29 protein-coding genes are annotated in these 26403 nt (G+C 66.7%); 17 read left to right on the forward strand and 12 right to left on the reverse strand.

The genetic code is table 11. From position 1 onward, the window contains the following. Positions 1-2: 2 nt before the first annotated feature. Positions 3-554 (reverse strand): hypothetical protein, encoded by a 552-nt coding sequence (locus ACQY8M_RS17530; RefSeq protein ID WP_428674489.1) that lies wholly within the window; start codon positions 552-554, stop codon positions 3-5. A gap of 228 nt (positions 555-782) precedes the next feature. Here ACQY8M_RS17530 and ACQY8M_RS17535 point away from each other — a divergent pair, with 228 nt between their 5' ends. After that, on the forward strand, positions 783-1004 hold the full coding sequence (locus ACQY8M_RS17535) for a hypothetical protein (RefSeq protein ID WP_428674491.1): 222 nt from the start codon (positions 783-785) through the stop codon (positions 1002-1004). Positions 1005-1097: 93 nt separating this feature from the next. Here ACQY8M_RS17535 and ACQY8M_RS17540 read toward each other — a convergent pair whose 3' ends face one another. From ACQY8M_RS17540 to ACQY8M_RS17555, 4 genes are all read right to left on the reverse strand, one after another. Next, on the reverse strand, positions 1098-1604 hold the full coding sequence (locus ACQY8M_RS17540) for a hypothetical protein (RefSeq protein ID WP_428674493.1): 507 nt from the start codon (positions 1602-1604) through the stop codon (positions 1098-1100). A gap of 63 nt (positions 1605-1667) precedes the next feature. Then, positions 1668-3089: an amidase gene (locus ACQY8M_RS17545; protein ID WP_428674495.1), complete on the reverse strand. Its 1422-nt coding sequence runs from the start codon at positions 3087-3089 to the stop codon at positions 1668-1670. After that, complete coding sequence (locus ACQY8M_RS17550; protein ID WP_428674497.1) at positions 3086-4504, reverse strand: amidase; 1419 nt, start codon at positions 4502-4504, stop codon at positions 3086-3088. Before ACQY8M_RS17550 ends, ACQY8M_RS17545 begins: the two co-directional genes overlap by 4 nt. A 181-nt stretch (positions 4505-4685) precedes the next feature. After that, positions 4686-6077: a tetratricopeptide repeat protein gene (locus tag ACQY8M_RS17555; RefSeq protein WP_428674499.1), complete on the reverse strand. Its 1392-nt coding sequence runs from the start codon at positions 6075-6077 to the stop codon at positions 4686-4688. A gap of 77 nt (positions 6078-6154) precedes the next feature. Here ACQY8M_RS17555 and ACQY8M_RS17560 point away from each other — a divergent pair, with 77 nt between their 5' ends. The 3 genes from ACQY8M_RS17560 to ACQY8M_RS17570 are packed head-to-tail and all read left to right on the forward strand — an operon-like array spanning position 6155 to position 7829. After that, positions 6155-7135, forward strand: coding sequence for a Bug family tripartite tricarboxylate transporter substrate binding protein (locus ACQY8M_RS17560; RefSeq protein WP_428674501.1), 981 nt, complete (start codon positions 6155-6157; stop codon positions 7133-7135). A gap of 59 nt (positions 7136-7194) precedes the next feature. Then, the gene (locus tag ACQY8M_RS17565) at positions 7195-7428 is read left to right on the forward strand and encodes an AbrB/MazE/SpoVT family DNA-binding domain-containing protein (protein ID WP_428674503.1); all 234 of its coding nucleotides are present in this window, start codon (positions 7195-7197) and stop codon (positions 7426-7428) included. Continuing rightward, positions 7428-7829: a PIN domain-containing protein gene (locus ACQY8M_RS17570; protein WP_428674505.1), complete on the forward strand. Its 402-nt coding sequence runs from the start codon at positions 7428-7430 to the stop codon at positions 7827-7829. The genes ACQY8M_RS17565 and ACQY8M_RS17570 overlap by 1 nt, the downstream gene beginning before the upstream one ends. A 1-nt stretch (position 7830) precedes the next feature. Here ACQY8M_RS17570 and ACQY8M_RS17575 read toward each other — a convergent pair whose 3' ends face one another. Both ACQY8M_RS17575 and ACQY8M_RS17580 read right to left on the reverse strand, forming a co-directional pair. Next, on the reverse strand, positions 7831-8199 hold the full coding sequence (locus ACQY8M_RS17575) for a hypothetical protein (RefSeq protein ID WP_428674507.1): 369 nt from the start codon (positions 8197-8199) through the stop codon (positions 7831-7833). 121 nt (positions 8200-8320) lie between these two features. After that, positions 8321-9187, reverse strand: coding sequence for a DUF4743 domain-containing protein (locus ACQY8M_RS17580; protein WP_428674509.1), 867 nt, complete (start codon positions 9185-9187; stop codon positions 8321-8323). Between the two features lie 79 nt (positions 9188-9266). Between ACQY8M_RS17580 and ACQY8M_RS17585 the strand changes: the two genes are divergently transcribed. Further along, on the forward strand, positions 9267-9638 hold the full coding sequence (locus tag ACQY8M_RS17585; protein WP_428674511.1) for a hypothetical protein: 372 nt from the start codon (positions 9267-9269) through the stop codon (positions 9636-9638). Between the two features lie 9 nt (positions 9639-9647). Here ACQY8M_RS17585 and ACQY8M_RS17590 read toward each other — a convergent pair whose 3' ends face one another. Beyond that, a complete protein-coding gene (locus ACQY8M_RS17590) occupies positions 9648-11675 on the reverse strand; it encodes a methylmalonyl-CoA mutase family protein (protein ID WP_428674513.1) in 2028 nt (675 codons plus the stop codon). Between the two features lie 62 nt (positions 11676-11737). Between ACQY8M_RS17590 and ACQY8M_RS17595 the strand changes: the two genes are divergently transcribed. Both ACQY8M_RS17595 and ACQY8M_RS17600 read left to right on the forward strand, forming a co-directional pair. Continuing rightward, positions 11738-12919, forward strand: a complete 1182-nt coding sequence (locus ACQY8M_RS17595; protein WP_428674515.1) for a YjgN family protein — start codon at positions 11738-11740, stop codon at positions 12917-12919. A 2-nt stretch (positions 12920-12921) separates the two neighbouring features. Then, a complete protein-coding gene (locus ACQY8M_RS17600) occupies positions 12922-14061 on the forward strand; it encodes a M48 family metallopeptidase (RefSeq protein ID WP_428674517.1) in 1140 nt (379 codons plus the stop codon). A 45-nt stretch (positions 14062-14106) separates the two neighbouring features. Here ACQY8M_RS17600 and ACQY8M_RS17605 read toward each other — a convergent pair whose 3' ends face one another. The 3 genes from ACQY8M_RS17605 to ACQY8M_RS17615 form a co-directional block, all read right to left on the reverse strand. Next, complete coding sequence (locus ACQY8M_RS17605; protein WP_428674519.1) at positions 14107-14931, reverse strand: c-type cytochrome; 825 nt, start codon at positions 14929-14931, stop codon at positions 14107-14109. Between the two features lie 32 nt (positions 14932-14963). After that, positions 14964-15113 (reverse strand): hypothetical protein, encoded by a 150-nt coding sequence (locus tag ACQY8M_RS17610; protein ID WP_428674521.1) that lies wholly within the window; start codon positions 15111-15113, stop codon positions 14964-14966. Between the two features lie 131 nt (positions 15114-15244). Further along, positions 15245-16366, reverse strand: a complete 1122-nt coding sequence (locus tag ACQY8M_RS17615) for a mandelate racemase/muconate lactonizing enzyme family protein (RefSeq protein WP_428674523.1) — start codon at positions 16364-16366, stop codon at positions 15245-15247. A 121-nt stretch (positions 16367-16487) separates the two neighbouring features. On the opposite strand from ACQY8M_RS17615, the gene cimA reads away from it, so the two are divergent. From cimA to ACQY8M_RS17630, 3 genes are all read left to right on the forward strand, one after another. After that, the gene (gene cimA, locus ACQY8M_RS17620; protein WP_428674525.1) at positions 16488-18101 is read left to right on the forward strand and encodes a citramalate synthase; all 1614 of its coding nucleotides are present in this window, start codon (positions 16488-16490) and stop codon (positions 18099-18101) included. Positions 18102-18200: 99 nt separating this feature from the next. After that, positions 18201-19304: an HlyD family secretion protein gene (locus ACQY8M_RS17625; protein ID WP_428674527.1), complete on the forward strand. Its 1104-nt coding sequence runs from the start codon at positions 18201-18203 to the stop codon at positions 19302-19304. 82 nt (positions 19305-19386) lie between these two features. Beyond that, positions 19387-20979: an MDR family MFS transporter gene (locus ACQY8M_RS17630; protein WP_428674529.1), complete on the forward strand. Its 1593-nt coding sequence runs from the start codon at positions 19387-19389 to the stop codon at positions 20977-20979. Between the two features lie 36 nt (positions 20980-21015). Here ACQY8M_RS17630 and ACQY8M_RS17635 read toward each other — a convergent pair whose 3' ends face one another. After that, a complete protein-coding gene (locus tag ACQY8M_RS17635) occupies positions 21016-21357 on the reverse strand; it encodes a hypothetical protein (protein ID WP_428674531.1) in 342 nt (113 codons plus the stop codon). 63 nt (positions 21358-21420) lie between these two features. On the opposite strand from ACQY8M_RS17635, the gene ACQY8M_RS17640 reads away from it, so the two are divergent. The 7 genes from ACQY8M_RS17640 to rpsD all read left to right on the forward strand — a co-directional run bounded on the left by ACQY8M_RS17640 (position 21421) and on the right by rpsD (position 26334). Further along, on the forward strand, positions 21421-22185 hold the full coding sequence (locus tag ACQY8M_RS17640; RefSeq protein ID WP_428674533.1) for an RNA methyltransferase: 765 nt from the start codon (positions 21421-21423) through the stop codon (positions 22183-22185). Positions 22186-22201: 16 nt separating this feature from the next. After that, a complete protein-coding gene (locus ACQY8M_RS17645) occupies positions 22202-22624 on the forward strand; it encodes an OsmC family protein (protein WP_428674535.1) in 423 nt (140 codons plus the stop codon). Positions 22625-22892: 268 nt separating this feature from the next. Further along, positions 22893-23819, forward strand: a complete 927-nt coding sequence (exbB, locus tag ACQY8M_RS17650; RefSeq protein ID WP_428674537.1) for a tonB-system energizer ExbB — start codon at positions 22893-22895, stop codon at positions 23817-23819. Then, positions 23819-24232 (forward strand): TonB system transport protein ExbD, encoded by a 414-nt coding sequence (gene exbD / locus ACQY8M_RS17655; protein ID WP_428674539.1) that lies wholly within the window; start codon positions 23819-23821, stop codon positions 24230-24232. Before exbB ends, exbD begins: the two co-directional genes overlap by 1 nt. Further along, positions 24229-25032, forward strand: a complete 804-nt coding sequence (locus tag ACQY8M_RS17660; protein ID WP_428674541.1) for an energy transducer TonB — start codon at positions 24229-24231, stop codon at positions 25030-25032. The genes exbD and ACQY8M_RS17660 overlap by 4 nt, the downstream gene beginning before the upstream one ends. A gap of 10 nt (positions 25033-25042) precedes the next feature. After that, positions 25043-25441 carry a Fur family transcriptional regulator gene (locus tag ACQY8M_RS17665; RefSeq protein ID WP_428674543.1) on the forward strand — a complete coding sequence of 133 codons (399 nt, stop codon included), beginning with the start codon at positions 25043-25045 and terminating at the stop codon, positions 25439-25441. Positions 25442-25719: 278 nt separating this feature from the next. Further along, positions 25720-26334, forward strand: coding sequence for a 30S ribosomal protein S4 (gene rpsD, locus ACQY8M_RS17670; RefSeq protein WP_428674545.1), 615 nt, complete (start codon positions 25720-25722; stop codon positions 26332-26334). The last annotated feature ends 69 nt before the right edge of the window (positions 26335-26403 follow it).

Genomic DNA, 26403 nt, shown 5'->3' on the forward strand with positions numbered 1-26403 from the left:
CGTCAGCGCCCTTCCAGAAGGGCGTTGATCCAAACCTGCACCGTGTTCGTCTCGAGGAACCGGTGGGCGTTCTTCAGGATCGCGTCGTCGGCAACAGGGCCGACGACGATGGCGACTACGAGGTCGCATTTGTAGGAAACCGCAATTCCCTCGGCGACGCGCTCGCGCCCGCCCTTCCTGATGCGATAGAGCCGCGCGCGGCCCGTCAGATCGGTGAGCTGGATGCGCTTGCCCTCGCGCAGGGGCACGAATTGCTCGTCGAGCAGGTCGATGTCGCTCACCCGGTCGACCTCTGAGTCTTCGACCACACCGGCATCGCAGTTGCCGCACAAGCCGAGCTTGGGCCGTATATAGACCTCGGTGTCGTCGCGCTTCCAGGCGCGGCCGGCTGGGAAGGCATCACGCGGGAAAGGCCAGGGAATGCGGCGCCAGCCGGTGATTTCCTCGTCGCGGTCGGGCTTGGGATAGAAGTTGGCGAACGCCGCCAGGCCTGCGAGGCCGGCCACCATGCTGCCGGCCAGAGAGGTCTGGAGGATGGTCCGCCGGCTGAGCATGTCTATCTGACTCCCGCCTCGCCCCGCCTATGGACGGTCGGCTGGCAGGCGCTGCGCGCCTCCGGGTCGCTCCAAACCCAGCAGCTTCATGTTGGAAGCTTCCGGCGGGTCGCCTCCGGTCGACAACCATACGTGCCGCTTCATGCGCTTTCTCCCGGGTACGGCCTCATCATAGGACTGCAACCTTCCGCGAGGCCAGCCATCGGCATTGAAGAGAAGCTGCTGCGCATGGACCCGTACGACCGAAATCGACTGGATCGCCTGAACCGCGAGGCCGAGCGGGAGAAGACCGCAGCCGACCCACAAGCCATCGAGCCGCAGAATGTCAGGCCCCTGATCGTCATGGTTGCCGTCGCTCTTTCTGCCGCCGCGATTGTTCTCGGGATCATGTGGGTGAACAATACGCTCAACGATGGCATCCCGCGGCCGGTAGCGGAGCAGCGCCAGTAGGAACGCGCACCAGGCGGCGCGGTCCTTCGGCGGCCTCCTTTGCTCGCCCTTGGTCCATTACTGTAAGTCCTCGCCGCCCGTTCCGGCCGGGCCTCATTCCTCCTGTAGGTCGACATGCGAGTTGGAGCGGGCGCGCAGCCAGGCGACCATCGAGCGGCCGAGCAGGTAGCCGCTGGTGATCAGCACCAGCAGCTCGGCGGTCGCCTCATACGGGTTCTCGGCGTGCAGGCCGGTCTCGATCGCGCCCTGCAGCGCCGCGAGCAGCACCAGGGCCCAGGCAACCCAGGCCGCGTCACCGCCGCTGCTCAGCCGGACCTGGGCGAAGGCGTGGTCGGAATCCAGGCGCATCGCCCAGCCGCGCAGGGCGCCGACTCCCAATCCGGCGAGGCCGACCGTCCACATCTGCGGATCGGCGAGGTCGCGGATGTCGGGATAGGACAGCAGGATCAGCGCGCCGACCGTGCTGGCAAGGCCGGGGATCAGCAGGTGCCAGCGCCGCACCCGCCGCTGCCCCCGCTCGCGACCGGCAGCAAGCGCGCTGGCGATCGCAAGCAGCAGGATCACCAGGTCGAGGCCGTACATGATGGCAAGAGACGGCATGCGCCGGAGCTTACTCTTTCGTGAGCCCGGAATGCAGGGGGCGCCCGCGCGAACGTCCCTCGCTCAGATCTGGTGGGCGAGCGGCGGCGCCGGGATCGGGCGCACGCGCTCGTAGGCGGCGGCGGCGCGCAGCACCAAAGCGTCGCGCGCGTGCCCGCCGACGATCTGCAGGCCGATCGGCAGCCCTTCGCGGTCGAGCCCGCAGGGGATCGTCGCGGCCGGTTGGCGTGTCAGGTTGAAGGTCAGCGTGAACGGCGTCCAGCCGATATCGACGCCGTCGCCGCCCCATGCCGCGTTCTCGTTCACCGCGAAGGCGGTCATCGGCATGGTGGGGGTGATCAGCAAGTCGTACTTTGCGAGGAACGCGTTCATGATCACGCCGACCTGCTGGCGCTGGTGGATCGCCGTGACGACCGCCTCCTGGCCGAGATTGGCGCCGATCTCGGCCGCCTTCACGAGGCCCGGGTCCATCAACGCCTGCTTTTCCGCGCTGAAGCCCTTGAACAGCACGGCGACGTTCGACTGCCAGTGCGCGTTAAGAATCCGGCGCGGGTCCATGCCCATGAAGTCGGGCGAGTCCTCGACCACCTTGGCACCGAGCGTCTTGAAGACGCGCGCGGCGGCCTCGACGGCGACGGCGACATCGCGGTCGATCTTCTCTTTTTCGACGAAGCCCAGGTTGGGCGAGTAGGCGATGCGCAGGCCCTTCACGCCCTTGTCGAAGCCCTTGAGATAATCCTCGGCATCGTCGGGCCGGCCATAGAGGTCGCGCGGGTCCGGTCGGGCGATGACGTTCATCATCATCGCCGCGTCGAGCACGGTGCGCGTCATCGGTCCGATATGCGAGAGCGTGCCCTGCGCCGACGGAGGATAGAGCGGCACGCGGCCCTGCGTCGGCTTCAGCCCGAAGAGCCCGGTGAAGGAGCAGGGGATGCGCACGGAGCCCGCGCCGTCCGTGCCGATCGCGAGATTACCCATGCCGACCGCCTCGGCGGCGACGCCGCCGCCCGAGGAGCCGCCCGAGGTGCGGCCGATTTTCCACGGATTGTGTGTCGCGCCGAACAGGCGCGAGTCGGTGACGCCCTTCCAGCCATACTCAGGCGAGGTCGTCTTGCCGAGCAGCACGGTGCCCGCCTCGCGCAGCCGCTGCGATACCGGTGCATCGACGGTCCACGGCCCGTTCTCGTCGGTCGCGAGGCTGCCCATGCGCGTCGGCAGGCCCTTGGTCAGGACCATGTCCTTGATGGTGATCGGCACGCCGTCGATGTCGCTGAGCCGCTCGCCGCCTTTCTTCCAGCGCTTCTCCGAGGCCCGCGCAGCCTTGAGGGCGCCGTCGGGGTCGAGATGCTGGAAGGCGTTGAGTTGTGGGTTGAAGGCCTCGACGCGGGCGAGGGCGGATTTCACCGCCTCGACCGGCGAGGCCTTGCGCGCCTTGAACAGTTTCACGAGCTGATGCGCGGGCATCATCGCGAGATCGGCAGTCATTGCTTGGTCTCCGGCAGCACAGGGAACTTGAGTGGATGAGCTTCGGCGTAGGCGTGGGCGAGCGCGAGCACCGCGGCGTCCTTGAAATGACCGGCGACGATCTGCAGCCCGACCGGCAGGCCGGCGCTGCTGAGGCCGCACGGCACCGAGGCGGCAGGATGGCGCGTCAGGTTGAAGGTCGCAGTATACGGGGACCAGGCAAAGTTCGGCTTGCCGTCGAGCCCGTCCGGCGCGTTCTTGAGAACGGGGAAGGGCTGCACGCCGACCGTCGGCGTCAGCAGGAAGTCGTACGTCTCGAAGAACAGGTTCCAGGCGACGGCGACCTCACGGCGAACCGCTTGCGCCTCGACCACGTCCTTCACGCTGTAGCGTTCGCGCGCGGCCTTTGCCCCCGCCAGCAGGTTGGGATCGAACTCGCCCCAGCGCGCCTCGGGATAGATGTCGAGGAGCCGCGCGCTGTTGGTGAGCCAGTGCGTAACGAAGCTCTTGCCGGCATCGGCATGCGGGAAGGGCGGAGCGTCGATCTCCTCGACTTTGCAGCCGAGCTTCTCGACCTGCTTTGCCGCCTTGGTCACCATCGCGGCGACCTCGATGTCGAGGGGATGCTCGCTCATGCGCAGCAGGAAGGCGATGCGAGGCTTCTTGAGCTTGTGCTTCAGCGCCTTCACGTAGTCCGTATCGTCGGACGGCAATTGCGTGGGATCGCGCGGGTCGGGACGGGCGATGACGTTCATCATCAGCGCACAGTCGAGTGCGGTGCGGCACATCGGGCCGGTGTTTGAGAAATCGCCATTCAGTGTCGGCGGCCAGTTCGGCACGCGGCCGTAGGTCGCCTTGAGGCCGACGAGGCCGTTGAAGCTCGACGGGATGCGAACCGAGCCGCCGCCGTCGGTGCCGATGGCGAGCGGGCCGAGCCCAGCTGCGACGGCCGCGCCCGCGCCGCCCGACGAGCCGCCCGGCGTCACGTCGGTGTTCCACGGATTGCGCGTCACACCGTTCAGCGGTGTATCGGTCACGCCCTTGTGGCCGAACTCCGAGCTGGTGCTCTGAGCGAACACGATCGCGCCCGCCTCGCGCAGCCTCGCGGCGGCCGGCGCATCGGCATCGGAGGCAGTCTTGTCGGTGAGCTTGCTGCCCATCGAGGCCGGCCAACCCTTCACGCGCACGAGTTCCTTGATCGAGACGGGCACGCCGTCGATCGGGGACAGCGCCTGGCCCTTCGTCCAGCGCCGCTCCGACGCGCGCGCGGCACGGAGCGCTTCCTCGGTGTCGACCTTGCAGAAGGCGTTGAGGACCGGGTTCACCGCCTCGGTGCGCGCCAGCACGGCTTTCATCGTCTCGACCGGCGAGGCCTTGCCCCTGGCGTACAGCTTGCCGAGATGCGTGGCGGTCATCTGCGTGAGGTCGTGGGTCATGCAGTTTCCCCGGAACGGCGATGGTGCGTCACGCCCCCTCCGTCGCGGATTACCGCGCCACCTCCCCCGCAAGCGGGGGAGGCAGAAGAGTATCGGCCGAGCCTTCCTTTCCCTCCTCCGCTTGCGGGGGAGGTGTCAGCGTCTGACGCTGACGGAGGGGGAGGGCAAAGGAGATGGTGCATCACGCCGCGACCCCGCGAACGGCTAGGTATTTCCGGGCGAGCTGCTCGGCCTGGTAGTCGGCGGTCATCGCCTGCTCCGCGCGGCCGAGCTTGCGGTAGAGGTCGGCCAGCGCACGCTTGGTCGAGGGCACGGAGGGCCGTTCGCGCTCGTCGGCCTGCAGGATCTTCACGGCGGCATCGTTCCAGCCCGACTTGATCAGCGAGTCGAGACGGATCGCTCCGAACAGCGCGCGCTGCGCGATGCTGCCGCCGATCGGCTGGAGGTGCGGCATCGCCTGGCCGAGCAGTCGTGCAGCCTCGGCGTGATCGCCGCGCGCGTGGGCGGCGAGGCCGTGCGCGGCAGGCACGGCGCAGTCGGCCCAGGCTTCGCGCTCGAACGGTTTTGCGCTCTCGGCGCGGTCCTCGAGGCTCGCCAGCATCTCGGTGAGGGCGCTCTGCCTGCCGGCGCGGGCGAGCGCGTAGAGGTACTGCAGGTCGAGGAAGGGCACGAAATGATCGTGCAGCCGCTGCCCGAGATAGGATGCGACATCGGCCCAGCGTTCACCGACATCGACGCCGCGCAACTCGAGTCGGGCGAGCAGCGAGATGGCGTTGATCTGGTCCTCGGAGAATTCCTTCCACACGCCCCAGACGCGCTTGTCGAACAGTGCCAGCGCCTCGTCGAGGCGGTCGAGGTCGATCAGGAACAGGGCGAGATGCCACCAATTGTGGGTGTACATGAAGGAGTTGCAGTCCTCCCACGTGTCGCCGACCGACTCGAGGAACGCCACGCCCTCGACCAGACGCCCGCGCGCCTCGAGGCAATGCGCCAGAGCATGGTGCGCCCACGGATCCTTGCGCTGCATCTCGATTGCCTTGCGGGCGTGCGCCTCGGCCTCGTCGATGCGGTTGCACTCCTCGAGCCCGAAGGCATACATGCCCCGGACGTAGTGATTGTCCTCGTTCGCGGCAAGCAGAAGCTCGCCGATCCGCAGCAGCGCCTCGGCATCGCCCTGGTTGAAAGCGTGGAGCTGGCCGAGCTTGCCGGCGAGCAGATCGCGCGGCCATTCGGCGACGAGCTTCTCGTGAATTGCGAGGCTCCTGGCGCCGTCGCCGGCCAGCCAGGCGTCCGTCGCCTCGATCCAGGCCTTCTCGCGCGCGCCGGCGCCGGGCATCGCCTTGGCCCGCACCATGTACCTGGCGCCGAGCGCGCGGCCTTCCTGCGAATTCATCGACAAAACGAGATTGGCCGCCATTACCGGCAGCAGGGCGCACGTCTCTTCCGTGTCTACGGCCGCCATGAAGCGGTCGAAGCGCTTGCCGAAGACCAGCCATTCCTCGCACAGGAAATCGAGCGCCGCGATGGCGTTCGCATCGGCGTTCGCGACTTCCAGCCCTTGCCCGTCCCGCAATCCAATGGCCCTCGTTTCTCTTGGCCGACCTTCGCACGCCATGGCACGGTTGCGCAAAGCACCGGGAGGAAAAACCAATGGAACGCCGTTTATTGCTGGCAACATCGTTGGCCGCATCGGCCCTTGCGTTCGTTCCGCGGCTCGGCCGCGCGCAGGCGTGGCCGGACAAGCCGGTCCGCTTCATCGTGCCCTATGCGCCGGGCGGCTCGACCGACACGTCCTCGCGTATCGTGGCGGAGAAGCTGGCGGCACTGCTCGGCCAGCCGGTCGTGGTCGAGAACAAGGCGGGCGGCGGCACGATCATCGGGACGGAGTTCGTCGCGCGCTCCAAGCCCGACGGCTACACGATGCTGTTGACCCCAGCGGCACTGATCGCCAACGCCGCTTTCGGCGTGAAGGTGCCCTACGACATCGACAAGGATCTCGTGCCGGTCGTGGGCTTCGTCGATCTTGCGGTGCTGCTTGCTTCGGCGAACGACGCGCCGTTCAAGTCGGTCGCCGAGCTGCTGGCCTATGCGAAGGCCGATCCCGGCCGCACGATTCCCTACGCGTCGGCCGGCGTCGGCAGCCTCACGCATCTCTGGGGCGAGTATGTGAAGGCGAAGTTGAAGCTGCCGCTGGAGCATGTCGGCTACAAGGGAAGCTCCGAGGCGCTGAAGGACGTGATGGCCGGTCACGTGCCGCTGTTCTCCGACGTGCTGGTACCGACCGCGACCTCGATCCGCGCCGGCAAGGTGCGCGGGCTCGCGGTGGCGACCAGTGAGCGCGTGTCGCTGCTGCCCGACGTGCCGACGGTCGGCGAGGCGGGCCTGCCCGGCACCGAATGCACGATTCCGTTCGGCGTCTCCGTTCCTGCTGGCACGCCACGTGAGGTGGTGAATCGGCTCAACGCGGCGTTCAACGAATCGCTCGCCGACCCGACGGTGCGCGCGAAGCTCGTCGATCTCGGCTTCCTCCCCGTCGGCGGCAAGCCCGAGGCCTACGCCGAGGTCGTCGCCACCGAGGTCGCCAAGTGGCGTCAGGTCATCAAGGATTCGAATATCCCGGCACCGAATTGATAGCCTGTCGTCCTTGATATACATTGGCGGAGACGTATATCCAGTATTGGAGGTTCGCCATGAAGGTCGCAAAATGGGGTAATAGCCTTGCGATTCGTCTGCCTGCCGGCTTGGTAGAGGCGCTCAACATCAAGGAAGGTGACGATATCGAGGTCGACGTCGCGGGCAAGCGACGGCTCGATGTCCACCGGAAAGAAGATGTCAGAGCAATGCTGATTCGGCTGCGCAAATATCGCGGTCGCATTCCCGCCGATTTCAAGTTCGACCGCCTGGAGGCAAACGAGCGCAGCTGATGGCGCTGGTGTTCCTCGACACCAACATCATCCTTTACCTGGGTACCGAGGATGAGGCCAAGGCGAGCCGTGCGGAGGATTTGCTGGCAGAAGGTGGTGTGGTCAGCGTACAGGTGCTCAACGAATTCGTCAGGGTGGCGTCGCGCAAATATCGTATGCCGTGGCCGGAGATCGAGGACACGCTAAAGACCATTCGGGCCGCTTGTCGAGTCGAGCCGCTTACGCTGGCGGTTCACGAAGCTGCGGTCGAGTTGGCGCGCGATCATGACTTCTCCTTCTATGATGCGCTCATTGTCGCGAGCGCTCGCATCGCCGAGTGCGATACGCTCTTCACAGAAGACATGCAGCATGGCCGCGTGATCGACAAAGTGCTGACGATCCTCAATCCTTTTCGCCGCTGACTCAGCTCTTCGGGCTCCCGCCGAGGAAGCAGTAGATCATGCCGCTGCGGCTGGCGCAGATGTGGGAGCGGCCGTCGGGGGCAAGCTGTTTCAGCACGGCGCGCGGCGGGATCAACACCCACTGGCCGTCGATCAGCGCACGCCACTGGCCGTCTTCGGTGAGATAGGCACGTGTCGGGCGGCAATCGCCTTCGATGCCGTTCATGGTGCCGTTGCAGCAGGAGTAGCCCGTACCGGGCTGCTTCAACTCCTGGTACCAGTCGTGGTTCTCGGCATGACCTTGGCCATGCCTGCCGTCCTGTGCGGCGGAGGATGCTGCGATAAAGAGAGCAGAGACGGTCGAAACGACATAGCAAGTGCGAAAGGGCATGAGGGCTGCCTTGCGCAAAACCAGTCAGGCCGGTCACGTATTCGGAACGACGCGCCATTGCGCCCGACTGAAGCCGTTGCCGTAAGATTACATCGAGCTGTTGTGGAACGTCTCCGCCAACTTATCGGAAGGTCGGTTGCAATCGGTGCAAACCTTCTACGATAGCGAAGAAATCCGGGTCGTCCGCGTGCATCAAGCCGTGACGCACGAAGAAATCAATCAACACGAGATTGCAGTTATATTTGAACTCGGTGGTATCGCGCACCGTCTCGTAGACCCGCTCAAGCGGCCACAGCTCGAACGAGTGCACTTCGCCATCATGTGCAATCGGTGTGAAATTCTCCGGCAATTCGAGGTCGAAGCAGGTCATCACATCGGGCTTGAGCTGCCGGCCGGATTGATTCCAGTAGGCGATGAATGAGACGGCCTTGGCCTGTTCGGCCAGGGCGCGCGGAACTGCAGCCTCCTCGGCGCATTCCTTTATCAGGTTCTCGAAGATGCCGATGTTCGCCGGCTGGCCGCCCGCGACGGTATTGTCGAGCTCGCCGGGAAAGGTCGGCTTGTCGTACGAGCGGCGCGGCACCCAGATGTGCAGTCCGTCGCGCTTTTTCACATAGCCTGTCATGTGCGGTCCGTAGGCGCGCACGCCGAACCACGGCACTGCCGCGCGCTCCATCTCGAGCAGGAGGGGAGCATTGAAGTGCGTGCTGACCTTGTAGGGCTCCTCGCGCCACAGCCGGCCGAACAGGCCGCGCTCGCGTAAGCCCAGCAGGAAGGCGCGGATCGCCGCCGTGCGCTTGGCGGGGCTGTCGAGCGCGGCATCGAGATACCAGGCGCCATCGCGATGGCTGAACAGGTCGGGCCGCACCGCGATGGTCGGCAGGAAGTCGCGATGCAGGAATCCGGCGCGCATGTCGCCGACGTACCAGGGTTCGAACTGGCTCAGGTCGGCGTTGTTGCAGCGCGCGATGTGGTCGAGGAAGGACATGGCCGCTCATAGCGGGCGGCGTGAAGGCTGTCACCCCGCTCCAGGATGACAGGAGTGCGCTCCTTTGCGAGGGTGCATCATGATCGAAGAGGAACTTCAGGCCCAGCTCGAGAAGACCACGCCCGAGCGCGACCGCTACGAACTGTTCGTCGAGGAGAGCCAGGATCAGGACGTGCGGGTGCGGTTCTCGCCGCCCTCGGGCGTGGGCTGGTCGACGGCGGCGTTGCTGACGGTGGTGGACACCTCGTTGCGTGCGGCAGCGGGCGTCGAGGCGTCGATCACCCATCTCGGCGTGACGCGCCTTCGCGAGGCCCAACCGACCGACATCATCGCCCTGTCGCGGGTCATCCGGCGCGACGGCGATGTCGTCCATACCGAGACCTGGCTGTTCAGCCATGCCGTCGTCGAGGCGATGCTGCATGCGACGGCCAGCCTTGCCGTGCGCGGCTGAACGTAACGGTCAGGCCGCCTCTTTCCAGGCGCTGTCGACGACGCCGACGATGTCGCGCATGATCTGGGTCAGGTCGAAGTCCTTGGGCGTGTAGACGCGCGAGACGCCGGCCTTGATCAGCAACTCGGCATCGGCCGGCGGGATGATGCCGCCGACCACGACGGGAACATCGCCGATGCCGGCCTCGCGCAGGCCCTCCATCACGTCGCGCACCAGCGAGACATGGCCACCGGACAGGATCGACAGGCCGACGACATGCACGCTCTCCTCGAGCGCGGCGTTGACGATGCGTTCGGGCGTGAGGCGGATGCCTTCGTAGACCACCTCCATGCCGCAGTCGCGGGCGCGCACGGCGATCTGCTCGGCGCCATTGGAATGACCGTCGAGGCCGGGCTTGCCGACCAGGATCTTGATGCGGCGCCCCAGCCGGCGCGACACCGTCTCGACCTCGCGGCGCGCGGCCTCGAGCCGGCCGTCGGTCACGCCCGCGGCGCGCGCGACGCCGGTCGGCGCGCGGTATTCACCGAACACGGCGCGCAGGGTCTCGGTCCATTCGCCGGTCGTGACGCCCGCCGTCGCGCAGGCGATCGAGGCCGGCATGACGTTGCGGTCCTCTTTCGCGGCCGAGGCGAGGTCGGCCAGCGCCTTCTTGACGGCGTCGCTGTCGCGCCCCGCGCGCCAGGCATTGAGGCGCTCGATCTGTCCGCTCTCGACGTCGGCATCGACGGTCAGGATCGAGCCGTCGCTGCCAGATAGCGGCGAGGGCGCGCCCTCGGTGAAGGCGTTGACGCCGACCACGGTCTGCTCGCCCGACTCGATGGCAGCGAGGCGCTTGAGGTTCGATTCGACCAGTCGCTGCTTCATGTAGGCCGAGTCGATCGCGGCCACCGCGCCTCCCATGTCGGCAATGCGCTGCATTTCGGCCAGCGCCTCGGCCTTCAACGACTCGACCTTGCGTGCGATCTCCGCGCTGCCGTCGAAGATGTCGCCGTATTCCAGGAGGTCGGTCTCGAAGGCCACGATCTGCTGCAGGCGCAGCGACCATTGCTGGTCCCACGGGCGCGGCAGGCCGAGCGCCTCGTTCCACGCCGGCAGCTGGACCGAACGGGCGCGCGCGTTCTTGCTCATGACCACGGCGAGCATCTCGAGCAGGATGCGATAGACGTTGTTCTCGGGCTGCTGCTCGGTGAGGCCGAGCGAGTTCACCTGCACGCCGTAGCGGAACAGCCGCTGCTTGGCGTCGGTCACGCCGTAGCGGTTCAGGGTGATGTCGTCCCACAGCTCGGCGAACGCCCGCATCTTGCAGATCTCGGTGATGAAGCGGATGCCTGCGTTCACGAAGAACGAGATGCGCCCCACGACCTGCGGGAAGTCGGCTTCGGGCACCTGGCCCCGCGCGCGCACCGCGTCGAGCACGGCGATCGCGTTGGCCAGCGCGAAGGCCAGCTCCTGCATCGGCGTCGCGCCGGCTTCCTGCAGATGATAGCTGCAGACGTTCATCGGGTTCCACTTGGGAACCTCGCGATAGGTGAATCCGATCGTGTCGGCGGTCAGGCGCAGCGAGGACTCGGGCGGGAAGATGTAGGTCCCGCGGCTGAGATATTCCTTGATGATATCGTTCTGCGTCGTGCCCTGCAGCTTGGCGCGATCGACGCCCTGGCTCTCGCCCGTCGCGATGTAAAGCGCGAGCAGCCATGCCGCCGGCGCGTTGATCGTCATCGACGTGTTCATGCGGTCGAGCGGGATGCCGTCGAACAGGGTGCGCATGTCGCCGAGATGGCTGATCGGCACGCCGACCTTGCCGACCTCGCCCCTGGCCAGCGGATGATCGGAATCGTAGCCCGTCTGGGTCGGCAGATCGAAGGCGACGGACAGGCCGGTCTGACCGCGCGCCAGGTTGGTGCGGTAGAGCTCGTTCGACTTGGCCGCGGTCGAATGGCCGGCGTAGGTGCGGATCAGCCAAGGGCGATCCTTGAGAGGCCTTTCCTTGAGGGGCTTGTCGCCGGCTGGGGTGGTCATGGTGTAGACTCCGGGCACCTGATCATGCTGCGTTGCAGCATACGATTTTTCGCGCTGCAGCCAAGGGATAAAGACCCGATTTGAGCGACATTTCCCCTTGGGGCCAGAAGGGTTCGGCCGCGCAGCCCGTGCCGATTCCGCTCGATCTGACGCCGAGCCGGCCAGTCTACGACGGCAAGCTCGGCGAGCTGTACGGCATCTATCTCCGTCATCTCACGCTGATGGTGCTGACCTTGGGCTGGTCGCGCTTCTGGGGCCGCACGCGGCTGCGGCGCTACCTCTGGAACCACCTCTCGATCCTCGGCGACCGGTTCGAATATCGCGGCCGCGGCATCGAGCTGATGATCGGCTTCGTGCTGGTGCTGGCGGTGCTCGGCATCTGGGCCGGGCTGATGTGGCTGGTCTGGGAGTTCGGCTTCGAGGCGCATGCGGTCCCGGGGTTGGGCTTCATGAACCTGTTCTACCTGTCTATCGTCTTCATCGGCATCCCGCTCGCCTTCGTCGGCCAGTATGCGGGGCTGCGCTACAGGCTTTCGCGTACGCGCTGGCGCGGCATCCGCTGCGGTATGGTTGGATCGGCCTGGGCGTACGGCGGCCTGGCGACGCTGCTCAACATGGCCAATGCCATCACGGGGCAGCTCCTGACGCCGCTCGTTTCCGTCAATCTCGCGCGGCCGCGCATTTCCCACGCCTTCTTCGGCACACAGCGCTTCGATTTCGCTGGCAGTGCCGGCGACATCTACGGCCGCTACATCGGTTATTATTTCCTGAACATCTTCGTCTGGATACTGGCGATTGGTCTGGTCGTCGCAGCAGTGATTGCCGGCGGCATGCAGCTCGGTTTCACGGCCGAGGAGGTGGAGAAGCTCGTCACGGCGCCCAGCCTGCGCTCCGTGCTGCTGCTGATCGCCGCCGGCGTCGTCCTTTACATCGTGTTCGGCCTGATGATCCTGCCGCTGCGCTGCTGGTGGCAGGCCTACCTGCTGCGCTATCTCGTGGCACGCACGCGAGCCGGCAACGTTCTGTTCGCTTCCGCGATCTCGACGCGGCAGATGTGGGGCTTCATGGTGCTGAACTACCTGATTGTCGTGCTGACCCTCGGGCTGGGCTGGCCGTGGGTGATGCATCGCACCCTGCGGCTGATCGCGGGCGAGCTGTGGATCTACGGCGCGCCGCAAGGGGCGACGATCGGCCAGCCGGCGCAGCGCGGTCCGCGCTTCGGCGAGGGGTTGCTCGACATGTTCGACGTCACCGGTTTCTGATCGTGGCCGCTCGCGCGCGCTACTACGACGGCAAGGTAGCGCTGGCCCGCGAGGTCACGGTGCGCCCCGCAAGCCACGAGCTGCTGATCATCGACGCCGTCGACTCGCAGGTGGTCGCACGCTGGCCGTCCAGCGAGCTGGTCGTGCTGGGCGACACCGAGCACGAGAAGGCGCCGCCGGTCGCGCGCCGCGGCGAGGAGGGCCGCCTGGTGATCGAGGATCCCGAGCTGCGTCGGCAGCTCGCCCAGACCATGCCGCCGCTCGCCGCCCTCGGCCGGTCGCGGCCGGCGGCGCTGCCGCGCATCGCCTTGTTCGGGGCCACGTTGGCCGCCGCGATCGGCCTGTTCTGGATCGCCATCGATGTCGGCAGCGGCACTGTCGCGCCGTACGTGCCCTACGACCTGCAGCGCCGCCTGGGCGAGAGCGTCGCCGAGGACCTGACCGGCGAGCAGCCGCTCTGCCAGGGCCGGGCCGGGCTGGCGGCGATCAACGGCCTTGCCACGCGGCTGGCCAAGGCGGCTGGCTATCCGCATCCGGTCAGCGTGCGGATCGTCAAGGGCGGACCGGTGAACGCCTACACCCTGCCGGGCGGCATCCTGGTGTTCTATTCCGACCTGATCGACCTCACGCGCGACGGCGACGAGCTGGCCGGCGTGCTGGCGCACGAGATGGGGCACGTCACGCATTATCACGCGATCAAGGGCCTGGCGCGGCAGTTCGGCGTCGAGCAGCTGCTGAGGTCGATGACCGGCGGCTTCTCCGATCTCGGCACCGTCGGCGCCGGCGGCAGCCTGCTGCTGGCGTTGCGCAACGGGCGGAGCTTCGAACGCGACGCCGATGCCACTGCCGTGGAGCTGCTCGAAAAGCTCGGCCTGCGCGCCGACGGCGTCTCCAGGTTCTTCGAACGGATGCTCGAGAAGCAGCCCGTCGACATGGCGTCCGCGATCGGCATCTGGTCGAGCCATCCGCCGACCGCCGAACGCATCGCCGCGACCCGGCGACCGGCGACCGGGACACCCGCTTTCAGCGACGCGCAGTGGGCGGCGCTGCAATCGGTCTGCGGACCAAAGGAGCGAACTCCGGCACCCAATCGGCCCGGGATGAAGCCCTCCGCGCCACTGCCGCCAACAAATCGGCTCTAAGTCCGCAACCGGATGCGACCTCGGTCGCTGTGCCATGATCGATGCCTAAGGGTGGCGGGCCTTGTAGGTCAGCCAGGCGATGAGCGCTTCCATGTCCTCCTCGCTCAGCATGTCCTCGACGAAGCTCGGCATCTTGCGCTCGGGCCAGTCGCGCACGCTTTTGGAGCTGCGCAGGAACTTGCGGAAAGCCTCAGGCTGGAAATAGTCCACCGGGTTCATCGGCTTGGCGAGGTCGGGCCCCATCTCGCCTTCGCCCGCGCCGTTGAAGCGGTGGCAGGAGATGCAGAGCGTGACGTAGCGGTCCAGTCCCCGCCGGGCGGGGTGGGTTGACGGCAGGTTGTCGGGGACATTGAGCGCGGGCCAGCGCTTGTACGGGCTGTCGGTCACCTCCAGCGAGGCGAGCTTGTAGACCCAATATTCGGAACTGATCTCGCCGCGCTTGGCGTCCTGCCAGACCAGGAAGAACGGGCCGGCCGTCTCCTTGCCGCGATCGGGGATCGCCGGCCAGGGCTCCGTCCCTGCTTCGATGGCCAGAAAGGCACGCGGCCGCGTGCCGGGGGAATCAAGCAACAGCCGGGCCGGCACGCCGACCGAGAACTTGTCGGTGGCGGCAAATTCGACATAGTCCTCGCGCCCGATCGCCAGGCCTTTCAGCAGCTCAACCGCCGGAAGCGCCCGGTAGGTCATCGACCGGCCATAGACCGGATCGTTTGGGATCGTGACCGTACGCGTCGCCGGATCCGCCAGAAGTTGCTGGGCGGTGACGGTCTTCGAGGCCTGCCGGTCGGCGATCTTCAGTGTCTGCGACTGCGCTGCGCCGGCGAGGACGACGGCAAGGAAAAGCGAGAACGAGGCGCGCAGGACGATCATGGCTTCATCTTAAGGCAAGGCGCGCCGATCATTCAGCTCCAACTTGCGGTGACACCCATCTTGCGGCCGGCCCTGGCGAGATCGGCCAGCGTGGCGTCGGGCAACAGCAGCCCGTCGCGCCGGTTGGTCGCATCGCTACGCGCCTCGAACTCGCCACCGTCGCCACGGGCCGCGACCGCCATTCCGTGGCGCTCACGCTCTTCCGGACCGCGAGCCTCTGGCTCGCTCAATCTCATGAGCGAGCCAGAGGCTCGCGGTCCGGAAGAGCATGAAAAGAGGCATCACGGGAGTGGCGCGCTCCCGGTGATGATCGTCAGCCCCTGATGCGCTGCCCGCCGATGCGGTGATCCTTCAGGATCTCCGGGCGGAAGGCGAGGCCGTGGCCTGGCCGTTCCGGCGGCGTCATGGTGCCGGTCTTCGACGGCAGGACCGGCTCGATCCAGAGGTCGTCGTTCCAGGTCATGTATTCGAGCCAGCTCGCGTTGGGGATGGAGGCGAGCAAGTGCACCATCGTCTCGTGGAACAGGTGTGGCGCCAGCTTGATGCCCCACGGCTCGGCGGCGGCCGCGATCTTGCGCAGCTCGGTGAAGCCGCCGCGCATCGGGTCGGGCTGCAGGATCGGCACCGGGTGCGGCGCCTCGAAGAACGGCCGCAGGTCCTGGCGCGTGAAGTGGCTCTCGCCGCCGACGATGCGGGTCTTGAGCGCCGCGGCGATGCGGCGGTAGCCGGTGAAGTCCTCGGCGATCACCGGCTCTTCCAGCCAGTAGGGATCGAACTCGTCGATGCGGTGGCCGGCCTGGATGGCGGTGTCGGCGTCCCAGCCCATGTTGACGTCGATCATGATCTCGACCGTGCCGCCCATCGCCTCGCGCATCGCCTTGACGTTGAGCACGTCCTCGCGCCAGGGTCGGATATGGGCGACCTGCATCTTGATCGCCTTCAGCCCCATCGCCGTGAATTCCTTCGCGCGGCCGATCATGCCGTCGCGGCCGAGGCCGCGGAAGCAGCCCGAGCCGTAGGCCGGGATCTCGGTGCGCGAGGCGCCCCACAGCCTGAACAGTGGCAGTCCGGCGCGTTTGCCGACGATATCCCACAGCGCCATGTCGACCGCGCTCTGCGCGAACAGGGTGACGCCCATGCGGCCGAGCCAGAAGTTGCTCTTGTAGAGCTGCGTCCAGATCGCCTCGATCTCCGTCGCATCGCGGCCGATCACGTGCGGCGCGATCAGCTCCTTCATCGCCGCATCGATCGAGTGCAGCCCACCGCGCAACGGCATCAGGTAGCTCATGCCGGTGATGCCGCCCTGGGTCTCGATCTCGAGCACGTAGATGTCGCGCTTGGTCTCGAGCTTCAGGCCGGTCTCGGGCGGCTTGCCGTGCCACGGCACCTCCAGGAGCGTGGTGCGCAGCTCGGTGATGGTGGTCGCCGTGGTCATTGTCCCTCCCTTCCTCCCCGCATTCGGGGCAGGTGCCCCGTCTTACGGGGCAGGGGCCTCGGGGGCAATCCGGCCGCGATCGGCCCGTGCTTTCCGGCGCTGAGACCATTATACCGCCGCCATGAGCTCCTCCGACCGCCTCTACCTGTTCGACACCACCCTTCGCGATGGCGCCCAGACCCAGGGCGTCGACTTCACCGTCGCGGACAAGGCGGCGATTGCGCGCGAGCTCGATTTGCTGGGGATTGACTACATCGAAGGGGGCTGGCCCGGCGCCAACCCGACCGACGACCGCTTCTTCGCCGATCCGCCGTCGTTCCAGAACGCGAAGTTCGTGGCGTTCGGCATGACACGGCGGGCCGGCCGCAGCGCCGGCAACGATCCCGGCCTCAGTGCCATCCTGTCGACCAGGGCCCGCACCGTGTGCATGGTCGGCAAGACCTGGGATTTCCATGTCGACGTCGCGCTCGAGCTCGACCGCGCCGAATATGTCGAGATGATCGGTGACTCGATTGCCCATGCGAAGACCCGCATGGACGAGGTGATGTTCGACGCCGAGCATTTCTTCGACGGCTACAAGGCCAATCCCGACTATGCGCTATCCTGCCTTGCCGCCGCCGAGAGGAACGGCGCGCGCTGGCTGGTGCTGTGCGACACCAACGGCGGGACCCTGCCGCACGAGATCGAACGGATCGTTTCGGAGGTCGTGAAGAAGATCCCGGGCGATCGTCTGGGCATCCATACTCACAACGACACCGAGAATGCAGTCGCCAACACTCTGGCCGCGGTGCGCGCAGGCGTGCGCCAGATCCAGGGCACGATCAACGGGCTGGGCGAGCGCTGCGGCAACGCCAACATGATCTCTTTGATCCCCAATCTGGTTCTGAAGATGGGCTTCGAGACGGGCCTTAAGGCAGGCGCGATGCAGCGGCTGACCCATCTCTCGCGTCTGCTGGACGATCGCCTCAATGTCGGTGTCAATCGCAGCGCCGCCTATGTCGGCACGCGTGCCTTCGCCCATAAAGGCGGACTGCATGTCTCGGCGGTGGAGAAGGACCCCAAGACCTACGAGCATGTCGATCCGGAGGTCGTCGGCAACCAGCGGATCATCGTGGTCAGCGACCAGGCCGGCCGCTCCAACATCATGGCCCGCTTCCGCCAGATCGGCCTCGAGGTCGATCCGAAGAACCCGGGAGTCGCGCGGCTGCTCGAGATCGTCAAGGAGCGAGAGGCCGAGGGCTATGCCTACGACGGCGCCGACGCCTCGTTCGAGCTGCTGGCAAGGCATGAGCTTCACACCGTGCCCGATTACTTCGCGCTGCAGAGCTTCCGCGTGCTGGCCGAGCGGCGGGTCAACGCCCGCGGCCAGCTGATCGCCCTGTCCGAGGCGACCGTGAAGCTCGACGTCGCCGGCCGGCGCGCAATGGAGGTGGGCGAGGGCAACGGCCCGGTGAACGCCCTCGACTCTGCGCTGCGGAAGGCGCTGATCCCGGTCTATCCCGAGCTGGCCGACATGCGGTTGGTCGACTTCAAGGTGCGTATCCTTGATTCTGCCGGCGGCACGGCCGCGACCACGCGCGTGATGATCGAGAGCGCCGACGCCAAAGGGGCTCGCTGGTCGACCATCGGCGTCTCGCCCAACATCGTCGACGCCTCCTATAATGCGCTGTACGACGCCATTACCTACAAGCTGTTCCGCGACGGGGCACGACCGGCGGCGGCAACCACTGGGTAGGGACCTCCAGTACGGTCGGGAGTACCGCTGCGCCCGAATAATCAGCCATGCCCGGCCGTTGGTTGACGGTCGCGACCCGGCGGCAGACCATATGTAGCAATGGATGGAGAGCAACCCCAGACGCTGGCACCGCCGATCGCGGTAGCTGTGGCGCGCCGCCCGCGCGTCGGCGGCCGCTTCTTCGTGCGCCTGCTCATGTGGTCGCTGCCGTTCCTCGCTGCTGCGGCGGCGCTGTTCTTCTGGTTGGGCGCCGGGCGCTACGTCGAGACGGACAACGCCTACGTCAAGGGCGACCGGGTCTATGTCGCCACCGAGTTGAGCGGCCCGATCGTCGAGGTGGCGGTCCGCGAGAACCAGCGTGTCTCGCGCGGCCAGCTCCTCTACCGGCTCGACGACACGCCCTACCGGCTGGCGCTTGCCAAGATCGAATCGGACATCGAGATCCAGCGCGCCGAGATTCGCGGCCTGCGGGCGCAGTGGCGAACCAAGCGCGAGGACATCAAGGCGGCTCTCAGCCAGCAGGTCTATGCTCAGGCCGACTACGAGCGTCAGAAGGACCTCGCCGAGCGCAAGTTCGCTCCAGCCGCCAAGCTCGAGGAATCGCGCATGTCGGCGGAGGTCGCGCGCCAGCGCATCGCCTCCGCCGAGGAGGAGCTGCAGCGCATCGAGGCACAGCTCGCCGGTGATCCGAAGATCAAGGTCGACGACCATCCCAGGGTCAAGCAGATGCTGGCCGCACGCGACGAAGCATTGCTCAATCTCCGACGCACCACGATCGAGGCGCCGCTGGACGGCATCGTCTCCAAGGTGCTGGTGCCGGGCAGCTATGCGGTGATGGGTGTGCCGTCGGTCGCGGTGGTCGCCGACACCGACCTCTGGATCGAGGCCAACTTCAAGGAGACCGAGCTCACCCGCGTGAGGGTCGGCCAACCGGTCAGCATAACCATCGACACCTATCCCGACATGAAGTGCACCGGCAAGGTCACGTCGCTGGCCCAGTCGACCGGTGCGGAGTTCTCCGTGCTGCCGCCGCAGAACGCCACCGGCAACTGGGTCAAGGTGGTGCAGCGTATCCCCTTGCGCAGCTCGGTCCAATGCCGGGAGGGTGATCCGCCGCTGCGCGTCGGCATGAGTGCGACGATCGACATCGACACCGGCCACAAGCGCACATTCGGCGACATTCTCAAGAGCATCGGGCTCTGATCATGGTCTCCCGGACCGCGAGCGTCTCGCTCGCTCATGAGCTCGAGCGAGCGAGACGCTCGCGGTCCGGAAAAGCCTGACCATGACTCCCGAGCAGCTCCGCCGCCGCCGCTGGCTTACCGTCGTGGTGATGATGGCCACGATCATGCAGGCGCTCGACGGCACCATTGCCAACGTGGCGCTGCCCAACATGCAGGGGTCGCTGTCGGCCACCCAGGAGCAGGTGGCGTGGGTCATCACCTCCTTCATCGTGTCGGCGGCGATCGCGACGCCGCTCGCCGGCTTCCTGGCGGTGCGCTTCGGCGTACGACGCATCCTGGTCTCGTCGGTGATCGGATTCACGATCGCCTCGATGATGTGCGGCGCCGCCCAGACGCTGCCGCAGCTCGTGCTGTTCCGCATCATGCAGGGTGTCTTCGGCGCCTCTCTGGTGCCGCTCAGCCAGGCGCTGATGATGGACGCCTACAGCCGCGAGGAGCAGGGCAAGGCGATGGCGATGTGGGGTGTCGGCACCATGCTCGGGCCGATCAGCGGCCCGACGCTCGGCGGCTGGCTGACCGACGAATATTCGTGGCGCTGGGTATTCTACATCAACCTGCCGGTCGGCATCCTGTGCGCGGTCGGCCTCATGATCCTGGTCAAGAACAAGGCGAGCGACACGCCACGGCCGTTCGACCTGCTCGGCTTCTCGTTGCTGGCGCTCGCCATCGGCTCGTTCCAGCTGATGCTCGACCGCGGCGAGCAGATCGACTGGTTCAGCTCCGCGGAGATCATCGTCGAAGCCGTCGTGGCCGCCGTTGCTGCCGCGATGTTCGTGCTCCATATGCTGTCGAGCGACCATCCGTTCCTGCCGCGCGACCTGTTCCGCGATCGCAACCTGATGATCGGGCTCACCTTCACCGCCGTCACCGGCCTGCTGATGATCGTGACCGCGACCCTGCTGCCGCCCTTCCTGCAGCAGCTCAAGGGCTACCCCGTCTTCACCACCGGTATCGTGATGGCGCCGCGCGGGATCGGCACGATGCTCTCGATGTTCGTGGTGTCGCGCCTGATCGGCAAGGTCGACGCGCGCTGGCTCATCGCGCTCGGGCTCGGCCTGTGCGCGATCTCGCTCTACGACATGACGCTATTCACGCTCGATGTCAGCGAGGCGCGGATCATCTGGAACGGTTTCCTGCAGGGATGCGGGCTCGGGCTGGTGTTTCCGCCGCTCACCACGCTCGCCTTCGCCACCGTGCCCGTGCGCATCCGCACCGAGGGCGCAGCGTTGAATGCCTTGATGCGGAACCTCGGCGCATCGGTCGGCGTCGCCGCGCTGGTCGCCTTGCTCGGCCGCAACGTGCAGATCAACCGCTCGGTGATGGCCGAGCATCTGACGGTGTTCAACCCGCTGTGGCGGCTCGCCACCACACCGATCGAGAACGGCATTCCGGTCGATCGCGCGCGCATCGTCTCGCACCTGATGCCGTTCGGCGGCGGCTGGCCGTTCGGTTCCGTGCCGATCGACGATCCGTCGCGGCTGATCGCCGTGTGGAGCGAGGAGCTCAATCGCCAGGCTGCGTCGATCGCCTATCTCAACGACTTCCGCGTGCTGGCGATATCGGCCGTCATCTTCATTCCGGCACTGCTCTTCATGCGCCGCCAGGCAATGCTGGCGCGGCCGTCGCGGCGGTAGCCAAGGCTTCTCTGCCCGGGGGCACGGCCTTGGCCACTACTGCCATGCCACCAGGCCCGTCGCGGTGCAGTACAATAGATTGTTGTGCTCGTTGCTCCCGAGCTTGGTGGCGATCTGCTGTTCGTCGATCTGCTGCACGCGGCGGCCGCGCTTGGCGGCCACGTCCTGGGCCACCGTCACGAACGCGTTCTTGCAGGCTTCCTCGACGGCATCGGGCTCGGGAATGAAATGACTGCGCGAATAATCCACGGTCAGTGTGAACCCGGAGGAAGCGGTGTCGACCTGGTACTTCGTGTTCCGGTCGTAAGGCACAAGGCTGGCGGGCGCGCAGCTGCCCAAGGTCAGGGCGAGGGCGACGAGCCCGATCCAAGGGGGCATCGGGACTGTTTTCATGGCGACAGGATAGGTCGAATTTCGCCGTCTGTCGCGCTATAGGGCGGCATGGGACGGGCTTCGAAAGGGCAGGCTACCGAGGGTGCGGCACCAGCGATCATCCTGGTGCGGCCGCAGCTCGGCGAGAATATCGGCATGGCGGCGCGCGCCATGCTGAATTGCGGCCTGTCGGAGTTGCGCCTGGTCGCGCCGCGCGACGGCTGGCCCAACGAGCGCGCCCAGCGCGCCGCGTCGGGGGCAGACGTCGTGCTCGACGAGGCCCAGGTCTTCGACAGCGTGGCCGACGCCGTGGCCGACCTGCAGCATGTGGTGGCGACCACGGCGCGCACCCGCGAGCTGGTGCAGCGCATCGTGACGGCACGCCACGCAGCGTCGGAGATCCGTGGCTGGATCGCGACGGGCGAGCGCGTCGGCATACTGTTCGGGCCCGAGCGCACCGGCCTGGAGAACGACGATATCGTTCATGCCGACACGGCGCTGTCGATTCCCCTCAACCCGCAATTCTCGTCGCTCAACGTTGCGCAGGCGGTGCTGCTGGTTGCCTACGAATGGATCGCCTCGGCCGACGAGACACCGGTCGAGCGCATGTCCGAGCACGCCACGCGGCCGGCCGACAAGGACGAGCTGCAGAATCTCTTCGCCCATCTCGAGCGCGCGCTCGACCAATCGGGCTTCCTGCGGCACCAGGCCATGCGGCCGGCGATGGTCAACAACCTGCGTGCCCTCCTGCAGCGGGCCGCCATGACCGAGCAGGAAGTGCGGACCTTTCACGGCGTGATCAAGTTCCTCAGCAAGCACAAGCACGACGAGTAAGGAGAGGGGAGAGACCATGTCCACCACCGCGAGGATCTCCTGGGTCGACGGCGCCCTGTTCGTTGCCGAGGGCGGCAGCGGCCATACGCTGACCATGGACGGCGCGCCCGACATCGGCGGCCGCAACCTCGCCTCGCGGCCGATGGAGGTGATGCTGATGGGCCTGGGCGGCTGCACCGCGATCGACGTCGTCTCGATGCTGAAGAAGCAGCGCCAGGACATCGAGGGGGTCGAGGTCGCACTGGTCGCCGAGCGGGCCGGCGATCATCCCAAGGTCTTCACCAGGGTGAAGCTGGTCTACACGGTGCGGGGCCGGAAGCTGAATCGCGCGCTGATCGAGCGAGCGGTTTCGCTGTCGGACGAGAAGTATTGCTCGGCCACGGCCATGTTCAAAAAGTCGGCGACTGTGACCCACGAAGTGGTTCTGGTCGAGATTTAGGCAACATCCGGCGTCGACCGCTCGCAAAAAAACCCCCTATCGAGGGGCTGTGAACGTGTAATTTTGCCCGCCTCGTTCGTCATATGGACGAGGGACGGCATCCGGCCGCCCAAAAAGGGGCGGACTGCGTCGAAGCCATGAAACAATGTGTCGTTACCGTTCGCCAGGTCGAAGCCAGGGGCGGGCGCTGTTCCATGATTGCGGGCCTCCTTACGGCCCCTGCGAACCGTCCCTTCCTGCAAGGTATTGCGTAATGTTGTTGCGTTGGTTGTCTATTCTCTTCGTGCTGCTTCCGACGCTCGCTTGGGCGCAGTCCGTCGGAACGGCAGCCGGGCAGGCCGCGGCGCCCACGACCTCCGCCCCGGCGCCCTCGGTCACCGGCCCGGCTGCGGCGCCCACGACCTCCGCCCCGGCGCCCTCGGTCACCGGCCCGGCTGCGGCGCCCACGACCTCCGCCCCGGCGCCCTCGGTCACCGGCCCGGCTGCGGCGCCCGCGGTTCCTGCCGCCGATCCTGGCACCGCTTCCCCCGCCGATCCCGCAGGCGCGGTGGCAAACTCGGTGCTGCCGCGCGATCTGTCGGTCTGGGGCATGTTCATGCAGGCCGACTGGCTGGTGCAGGGGGTAATGGTCGGGCTGGCTTTCGCTTCGGTCCTGACGTGGACGGTGTTCTTGGCCAAGACTGTCGAGATCGCCGCTGTGGCACGGCGGCAGCGTGCGTCGCTGGCGGCGATCGATCGTGCGCCGTCCCTGGCCGAGGCGCCCGCCGACAATCTGGTGAAGGCAGCCCAGGTCGAGCTGGCCATGTCGGCGGAAGGCGATCGCGACGGCGTCAAGGAGCGCGTTGCCTCGCGGCTGGAGCGTCTCGAGGCGGCAGCCGGCCGCCGCATGCTGAAGGGCACGGGGGTGCTGGCGACGATCGGCGCGACCGCGCCGTTCGTCGGTCTTTTCGGCACGGTGTGGGGCATCATGAACAGCTTCATTGGCATCTCGCGAGCGCAGACCACCAACCTCGCCGTAGTCGCGCCCGGTATTGCCGAGGCACTGCTGGCGACGGCGCTCGGCCTTGCCGCCGCGATTCCGGCGGTCGTCATCTATAACCACTTCTCGCGCCGCATCGCTGCCCATCGCGCGCTGGTGGCGGACACCTCGGCCGCAGTGCTGCGCCTGGTGTCACGCGATCTCGGGAGGCGTTGATGTCGGTCAAGCTCGACCACGGCAGCGACGAGCTGGCGGAGAACCACGAGATCAACGTTACGCCCTTCATCGACGTGATGCTGGTGCTGCTGATCATTTTCATGGTGGCGGCGCCGCTGGCGACGGTCGATGTGCCGGTCGATCTGCCGGTTTCGACAGCCGAGCGGCAATCCAAGCCCGACACGCCGCTCTACCTGACGGTGAAGGCGGATCTGTCGTTCGTGCTGAAGGATGCGCCGGTGACCAGGCCGGATCTCGGCAAGGCGCTCGACACCGCAACGGGGGGCAAGAAGGACGAGCGCATCTTTCTGCGCGCCGACAAAACAGTGCCCTATGGCGAGCTCATGCAGGCGATGAACCTGCTGCGCACCGCAGGCTACCTCAAGGTCGCGCTGGTCGGGCTGGAACAATGAGGGACACCGCGCGCTGGATCGGTAGCTTCGTGCTGGTTCTGGCGGCGCATGCGGCGGCCGTGGGAGCCGCGCTCGGCTGGCGTGCGGAGGAGGCGCCCTATAGCCCGCCGCCGGCGGCGGTGATGCTCGAGATGGCGCCGCTGCCGGCGGCACCCGAGACGACGCCGAACGACGCGCCGCCGGCGCCCGACCTGAGCGAGATGGTGCCTGAGCCGCAGGAGCCGCCGCCGGTAGACCTCAAGCCGATGAAAATCGAGCTGGCAGAGGCCGAGCCGCCGCCACCGGTCGAGATTCTGCCGCCGGACAAGGTGGCGATCGTGCTGCCTGACCCCGAGCCACCGCCGCCCGTCGATCTCAAACCGCCGCCGCCGAAACCGCAGCCAGTCAAGAAGCCGAAGCCCGTCGAGAAACGACCGCCGGCTCCGGCGGCCGCACCTCAGGCGACTCCGGATCAGGCGCCCCGGGCCGCGGCGCCGGTACAAGGGGCGACGCCCTATCCGCCTTCGTCAGCGCTGCCAACCTGGAAAGGTCTCCTGTTGCGCCACCTCGAGCGGCACAAGCGCTATCCTGCCGATGCCCAGCGTCAGCGGCAGGAAGGTGTCGTCTATGTACGCTTCACCTTGAGCCGCGATGGCAGAGTTCTGGCATTGCGGCTCGAACGGGCTGCCGGCGTAGCGAGCCTGGACCAGGAAGGGCTCGACCTGCTGCAGCGCGCCCAGCCGCTGCCGCCGTTCCCGCCCGACCAGCCGGGCGAATCGATGGAGCTGGTCGTCCCGATCCAGTTCTACCTGAAGCGCTGAGGAGGAGCGGATGGGCCGTCTCGAGGCACTCTGCCAGCGGCATGGCCTGAAGCTGACGCGACCGCGGCGGTTGGTGCTGGATGTCCTGGGGGACGCGAACGATCATCCTTGCGCCAGCGAGATCCACCAGCGCGCAGCTTTCCGGCGGCGCATCTCGCTGGGCACGGTCTATCGGATATTGAACCGGCTGGCCGAGGCAGGCGTGCTGACCAGGCACAGCTTTGGCGGCAAGATGCGGTACGAGATGGCGGGGCGGCCGCACCAGCACCTCGTCGACGTGCGCAGTGGCCAGATTGTCGAAATCGACGACCGCGACTTCGCCACTGTCATCGAGCGGGCGGCCGAACGCCTCGGCTATCGACTGATCGACTTCAGGCTCGAGGTGAGAGGTGAGCCGAAGAGCCTGTAGATCGCCAAGGATCGGATATCGCAGGCTCCATCAACCCGTGCCGGGGTTCGACATTGCCGCGGGAGTGCGGCCGGAAATCGGCGAAATGCCTAATTCGTGAATATTTGCAGGGAGTTGACCTCTCCGTGATTTTCCGCGGGCTACGCTTGACTGACGGGCGATCGCCAGTATGTTCCGCGCTTCTTCCGGAGAACGTGGTTTGGGGCCCATTGAGGCCCTCATCCCGCCCCAGCTGACGCTGGATCAAGGCCTATCCGGACACCATAGAGGAGTGCCGCGTGAGCAAACGCGCAAATTCGAAGTACAAGATCGACCGCCGCCTCAGGGTCAACCTGTGGGGCCGTCCCAAGAGCCCGATCAACAAGCGTGAATACGGTCCCGGCCAGCACGGCCAGGGCCGCCAGAAGCCGACCGACTATCGCCTTCAGCTGATGGCGAAGCAGCGCCTCAAGGGCTACTACGGTTCGGTCTCGGAGCGCCAGCTCCGCCGCTACTATATCGAGGCCGTGCGGCGCCGCGGTGACACCGGCGAGAACCTGGTCGAGCTGCTCGAGCGCCGGCTCGATGCCGTCATCTACCGCATGAAATTCGCCATCACCCCGTTCGCCAGCCGTCAGCTGGTCAGCCACGGCCACGTCAAGGTGAACGGCAGGCGGGTCAATATCGCCTCCTACCTGGTCAAGGACAACGACGTCATCGAGCTGACGTCCAAGGCCAAGGAGATGGAGCGGGTCCTCGAGGCGACCCAGAGTGCCGAGCGCGACGTGCCGGAATACGTCACGGCCGACCACAAGGAGATGAAGGGCACCTTCGTACGCGGTCCGAAGCTGGCCGACGTGCCGTATCCGGTCCAGATGGAGCCGTCGCTGGTCGTGGAGTACTACAGCCGCTAACCGGACCAATCTTCGGATTTGGCTTGAAACCCGCCCTTGTGGCGGGTTTTTTGCACGCAAAGAGGGGAG

The organism is Reyranella sp. (genome assembly GCF_965279465.1).
GTDB lineage: Bacteria > Pseudomonadota > Alphaproteobacteria > Reyranellales > Reyranellaceae > Reyranella.

Bases quoted from the DNA above. Each gene is read 5' to 3' on its own strand.
- ACQY8M_RS17540 (WP_428674493.1), bottom strand. From the start codon at position 1,604: ATGCCGTCTCTTGCCATCATGTACGGCCTCGACCTGGTGATCCTGCTG.
- ACQY8M_RS17660 (WP_428674541.1), top strand. From the start codon at position 24,229: ATGAGGGACACCGCGCGCTGGATCGGTAGCTTCGTGCTGGTTCTGGCG.
- ACQY8M_RS17615 (WP_428674523.1), bottom strand. From the start codon at position 16,366: ATGACCACGGCGACCACCATCACCGAGCTGCGCACCACGCTCCTGGAG.
- ACQY8M_RS17535 (WP_428674491.1), top strand. From the start codon at position 783: ATGGACCCGTACGACCGAAATCGACTGGATCGCCTGAACCGCGAGGCC.
- ACQY8M_RS17635 (WP_428674531.1), bottom strand. From the start codon at position 21,357: ATGCCCCCTTGGATCGGGCTCGTCGCCCTCGCCCTGACCTTGGGCAGC.
- ACQY8M_RS17580 (WP_428674509.1), bottom strand. From the start codon at position 9,187: ATGTCCTTCCTCGACCACATCGCGCGCTGCAACAACGCCGACCTGAGC.
- ACQY8M_RS17545 (WP_428674495.1), bottom strand. From the start codon at position 3,089: ATGACTGCCGATCTCGCGATGATGCCCGCGCATCAGCTCGTGAAACTG.
- ACQY8M_RS17605 (WP_428674519.1), bottom strand. From the start codon at position 14,931: ATGATCGTCCTGCGCGCCTCGTTCTCGCTTTTCCTTGCCGTCGTCCTC.
- ACQY8M_RS17610 (WP_428674521.1), bottom strand. From the start codon at position 15,113: ATGGCGGTCGCGGCCCGTGGCGACGGTGGCGAGTTCGAGGCGCGTAGC.
- ACQY8M_RS17575 (WP_428674507.1), bottom strand. From the start codon at position 8,199: ATGCCCTTTCGCACTTGCTATGTCGTTTCGACCGTCTCTGCTCTCTTT.
- exbD (WP_428674539.1), top strand. From the start codon at position 23,819: ATGTCGGTCAAGCTCGACCACGGCAGCGACGAGCTGGCGGAGAACCAC.
- ACQY8M_RS17640 (WP_428674533.1), top strand. From the start codon at position 21,421: ATGGGACGGGCTTCGAAAGGGCAGGCTACCGAGGGTGCGGCACCAGCG.
- ACQY8M_RS17560 (WP_428674501.1), top strand. From the start codon at position 6,155: ATGGAACGCCGTTTATTGCTGGCAACATCGTTGGCCGCATCGGCCCTT.
- ACQY8M_RS17565 (WP_428674503.1), top strand. From the start codon at position 7,195: ATGAAGGTCGCAAAATGGGGTAATAGCCTTGCGATTCGTCTGCCTGCC.
- ACQY8M_RS17585 (WP_428674511.1), top strand. From the start codon at position 9,267: ATGATCGAAGAGGAACTTCAGGCCCAGCTCGAGAAGACCACGCCCGAG.
- ACQY8M_RS17665 (WP_428674543.1), top strand. From the start codon at position 25,043: ATGGGCCGTCTCGAGGCACTCTGCCAGCGGCATGGCCTGAAGCTGACG.
- ACQY8M_RS17550 (WP_428674497.1), bottom strand. From the start codon at position 4,504: ATGACCCACGACCTCACGCAGATGACCGCCACGCATCTCGGCAAGCTG.
- cimA (WP_428674525.1), top strand. From the start codon at position 16,488: ATGAGCTCCTCCGACCGCCTCTACCTGTTCGACACCACCCTTCGCGAT.
- ACQY8M_RS17625 (WP_428674527.1), top strand. From the start codon at position 18,201: ATGGATGGAGAGCAACCCCAGACGCTGGCACCGCCGATCGCGGTAGCT.
- ACQY8M_RS17630 (WP_428674529.1), top strand. From the start codon at position 19,387: ATGACTCCCGAGCAGCTCCGCCGCCGCCGCTGGCTTACCGTCGTGGTG.
- ACQY8M_RS17530 (WP_428674489.1), bottom strand. From the start codon at position 554: ATGCTCAGCCGGCGGACCATCCTCCAGACCTCTCTGGCCGGCAGCATG.
- ACQY8M_RS17570 (WP_428674505.1), top strand. From the start codon at position 7,428: ATGGCGCTGGTGTTCCTCGACACCAACATCATCCTTTACCTGGGTACC.
- ACQY8M_RS17645 (WP_428674535.1), top strand. From the start codon at position 22,202: ATGTCCACCACCGCGAGGATCTCCTGGGTCGACGGCGCCCTGTTCGTT.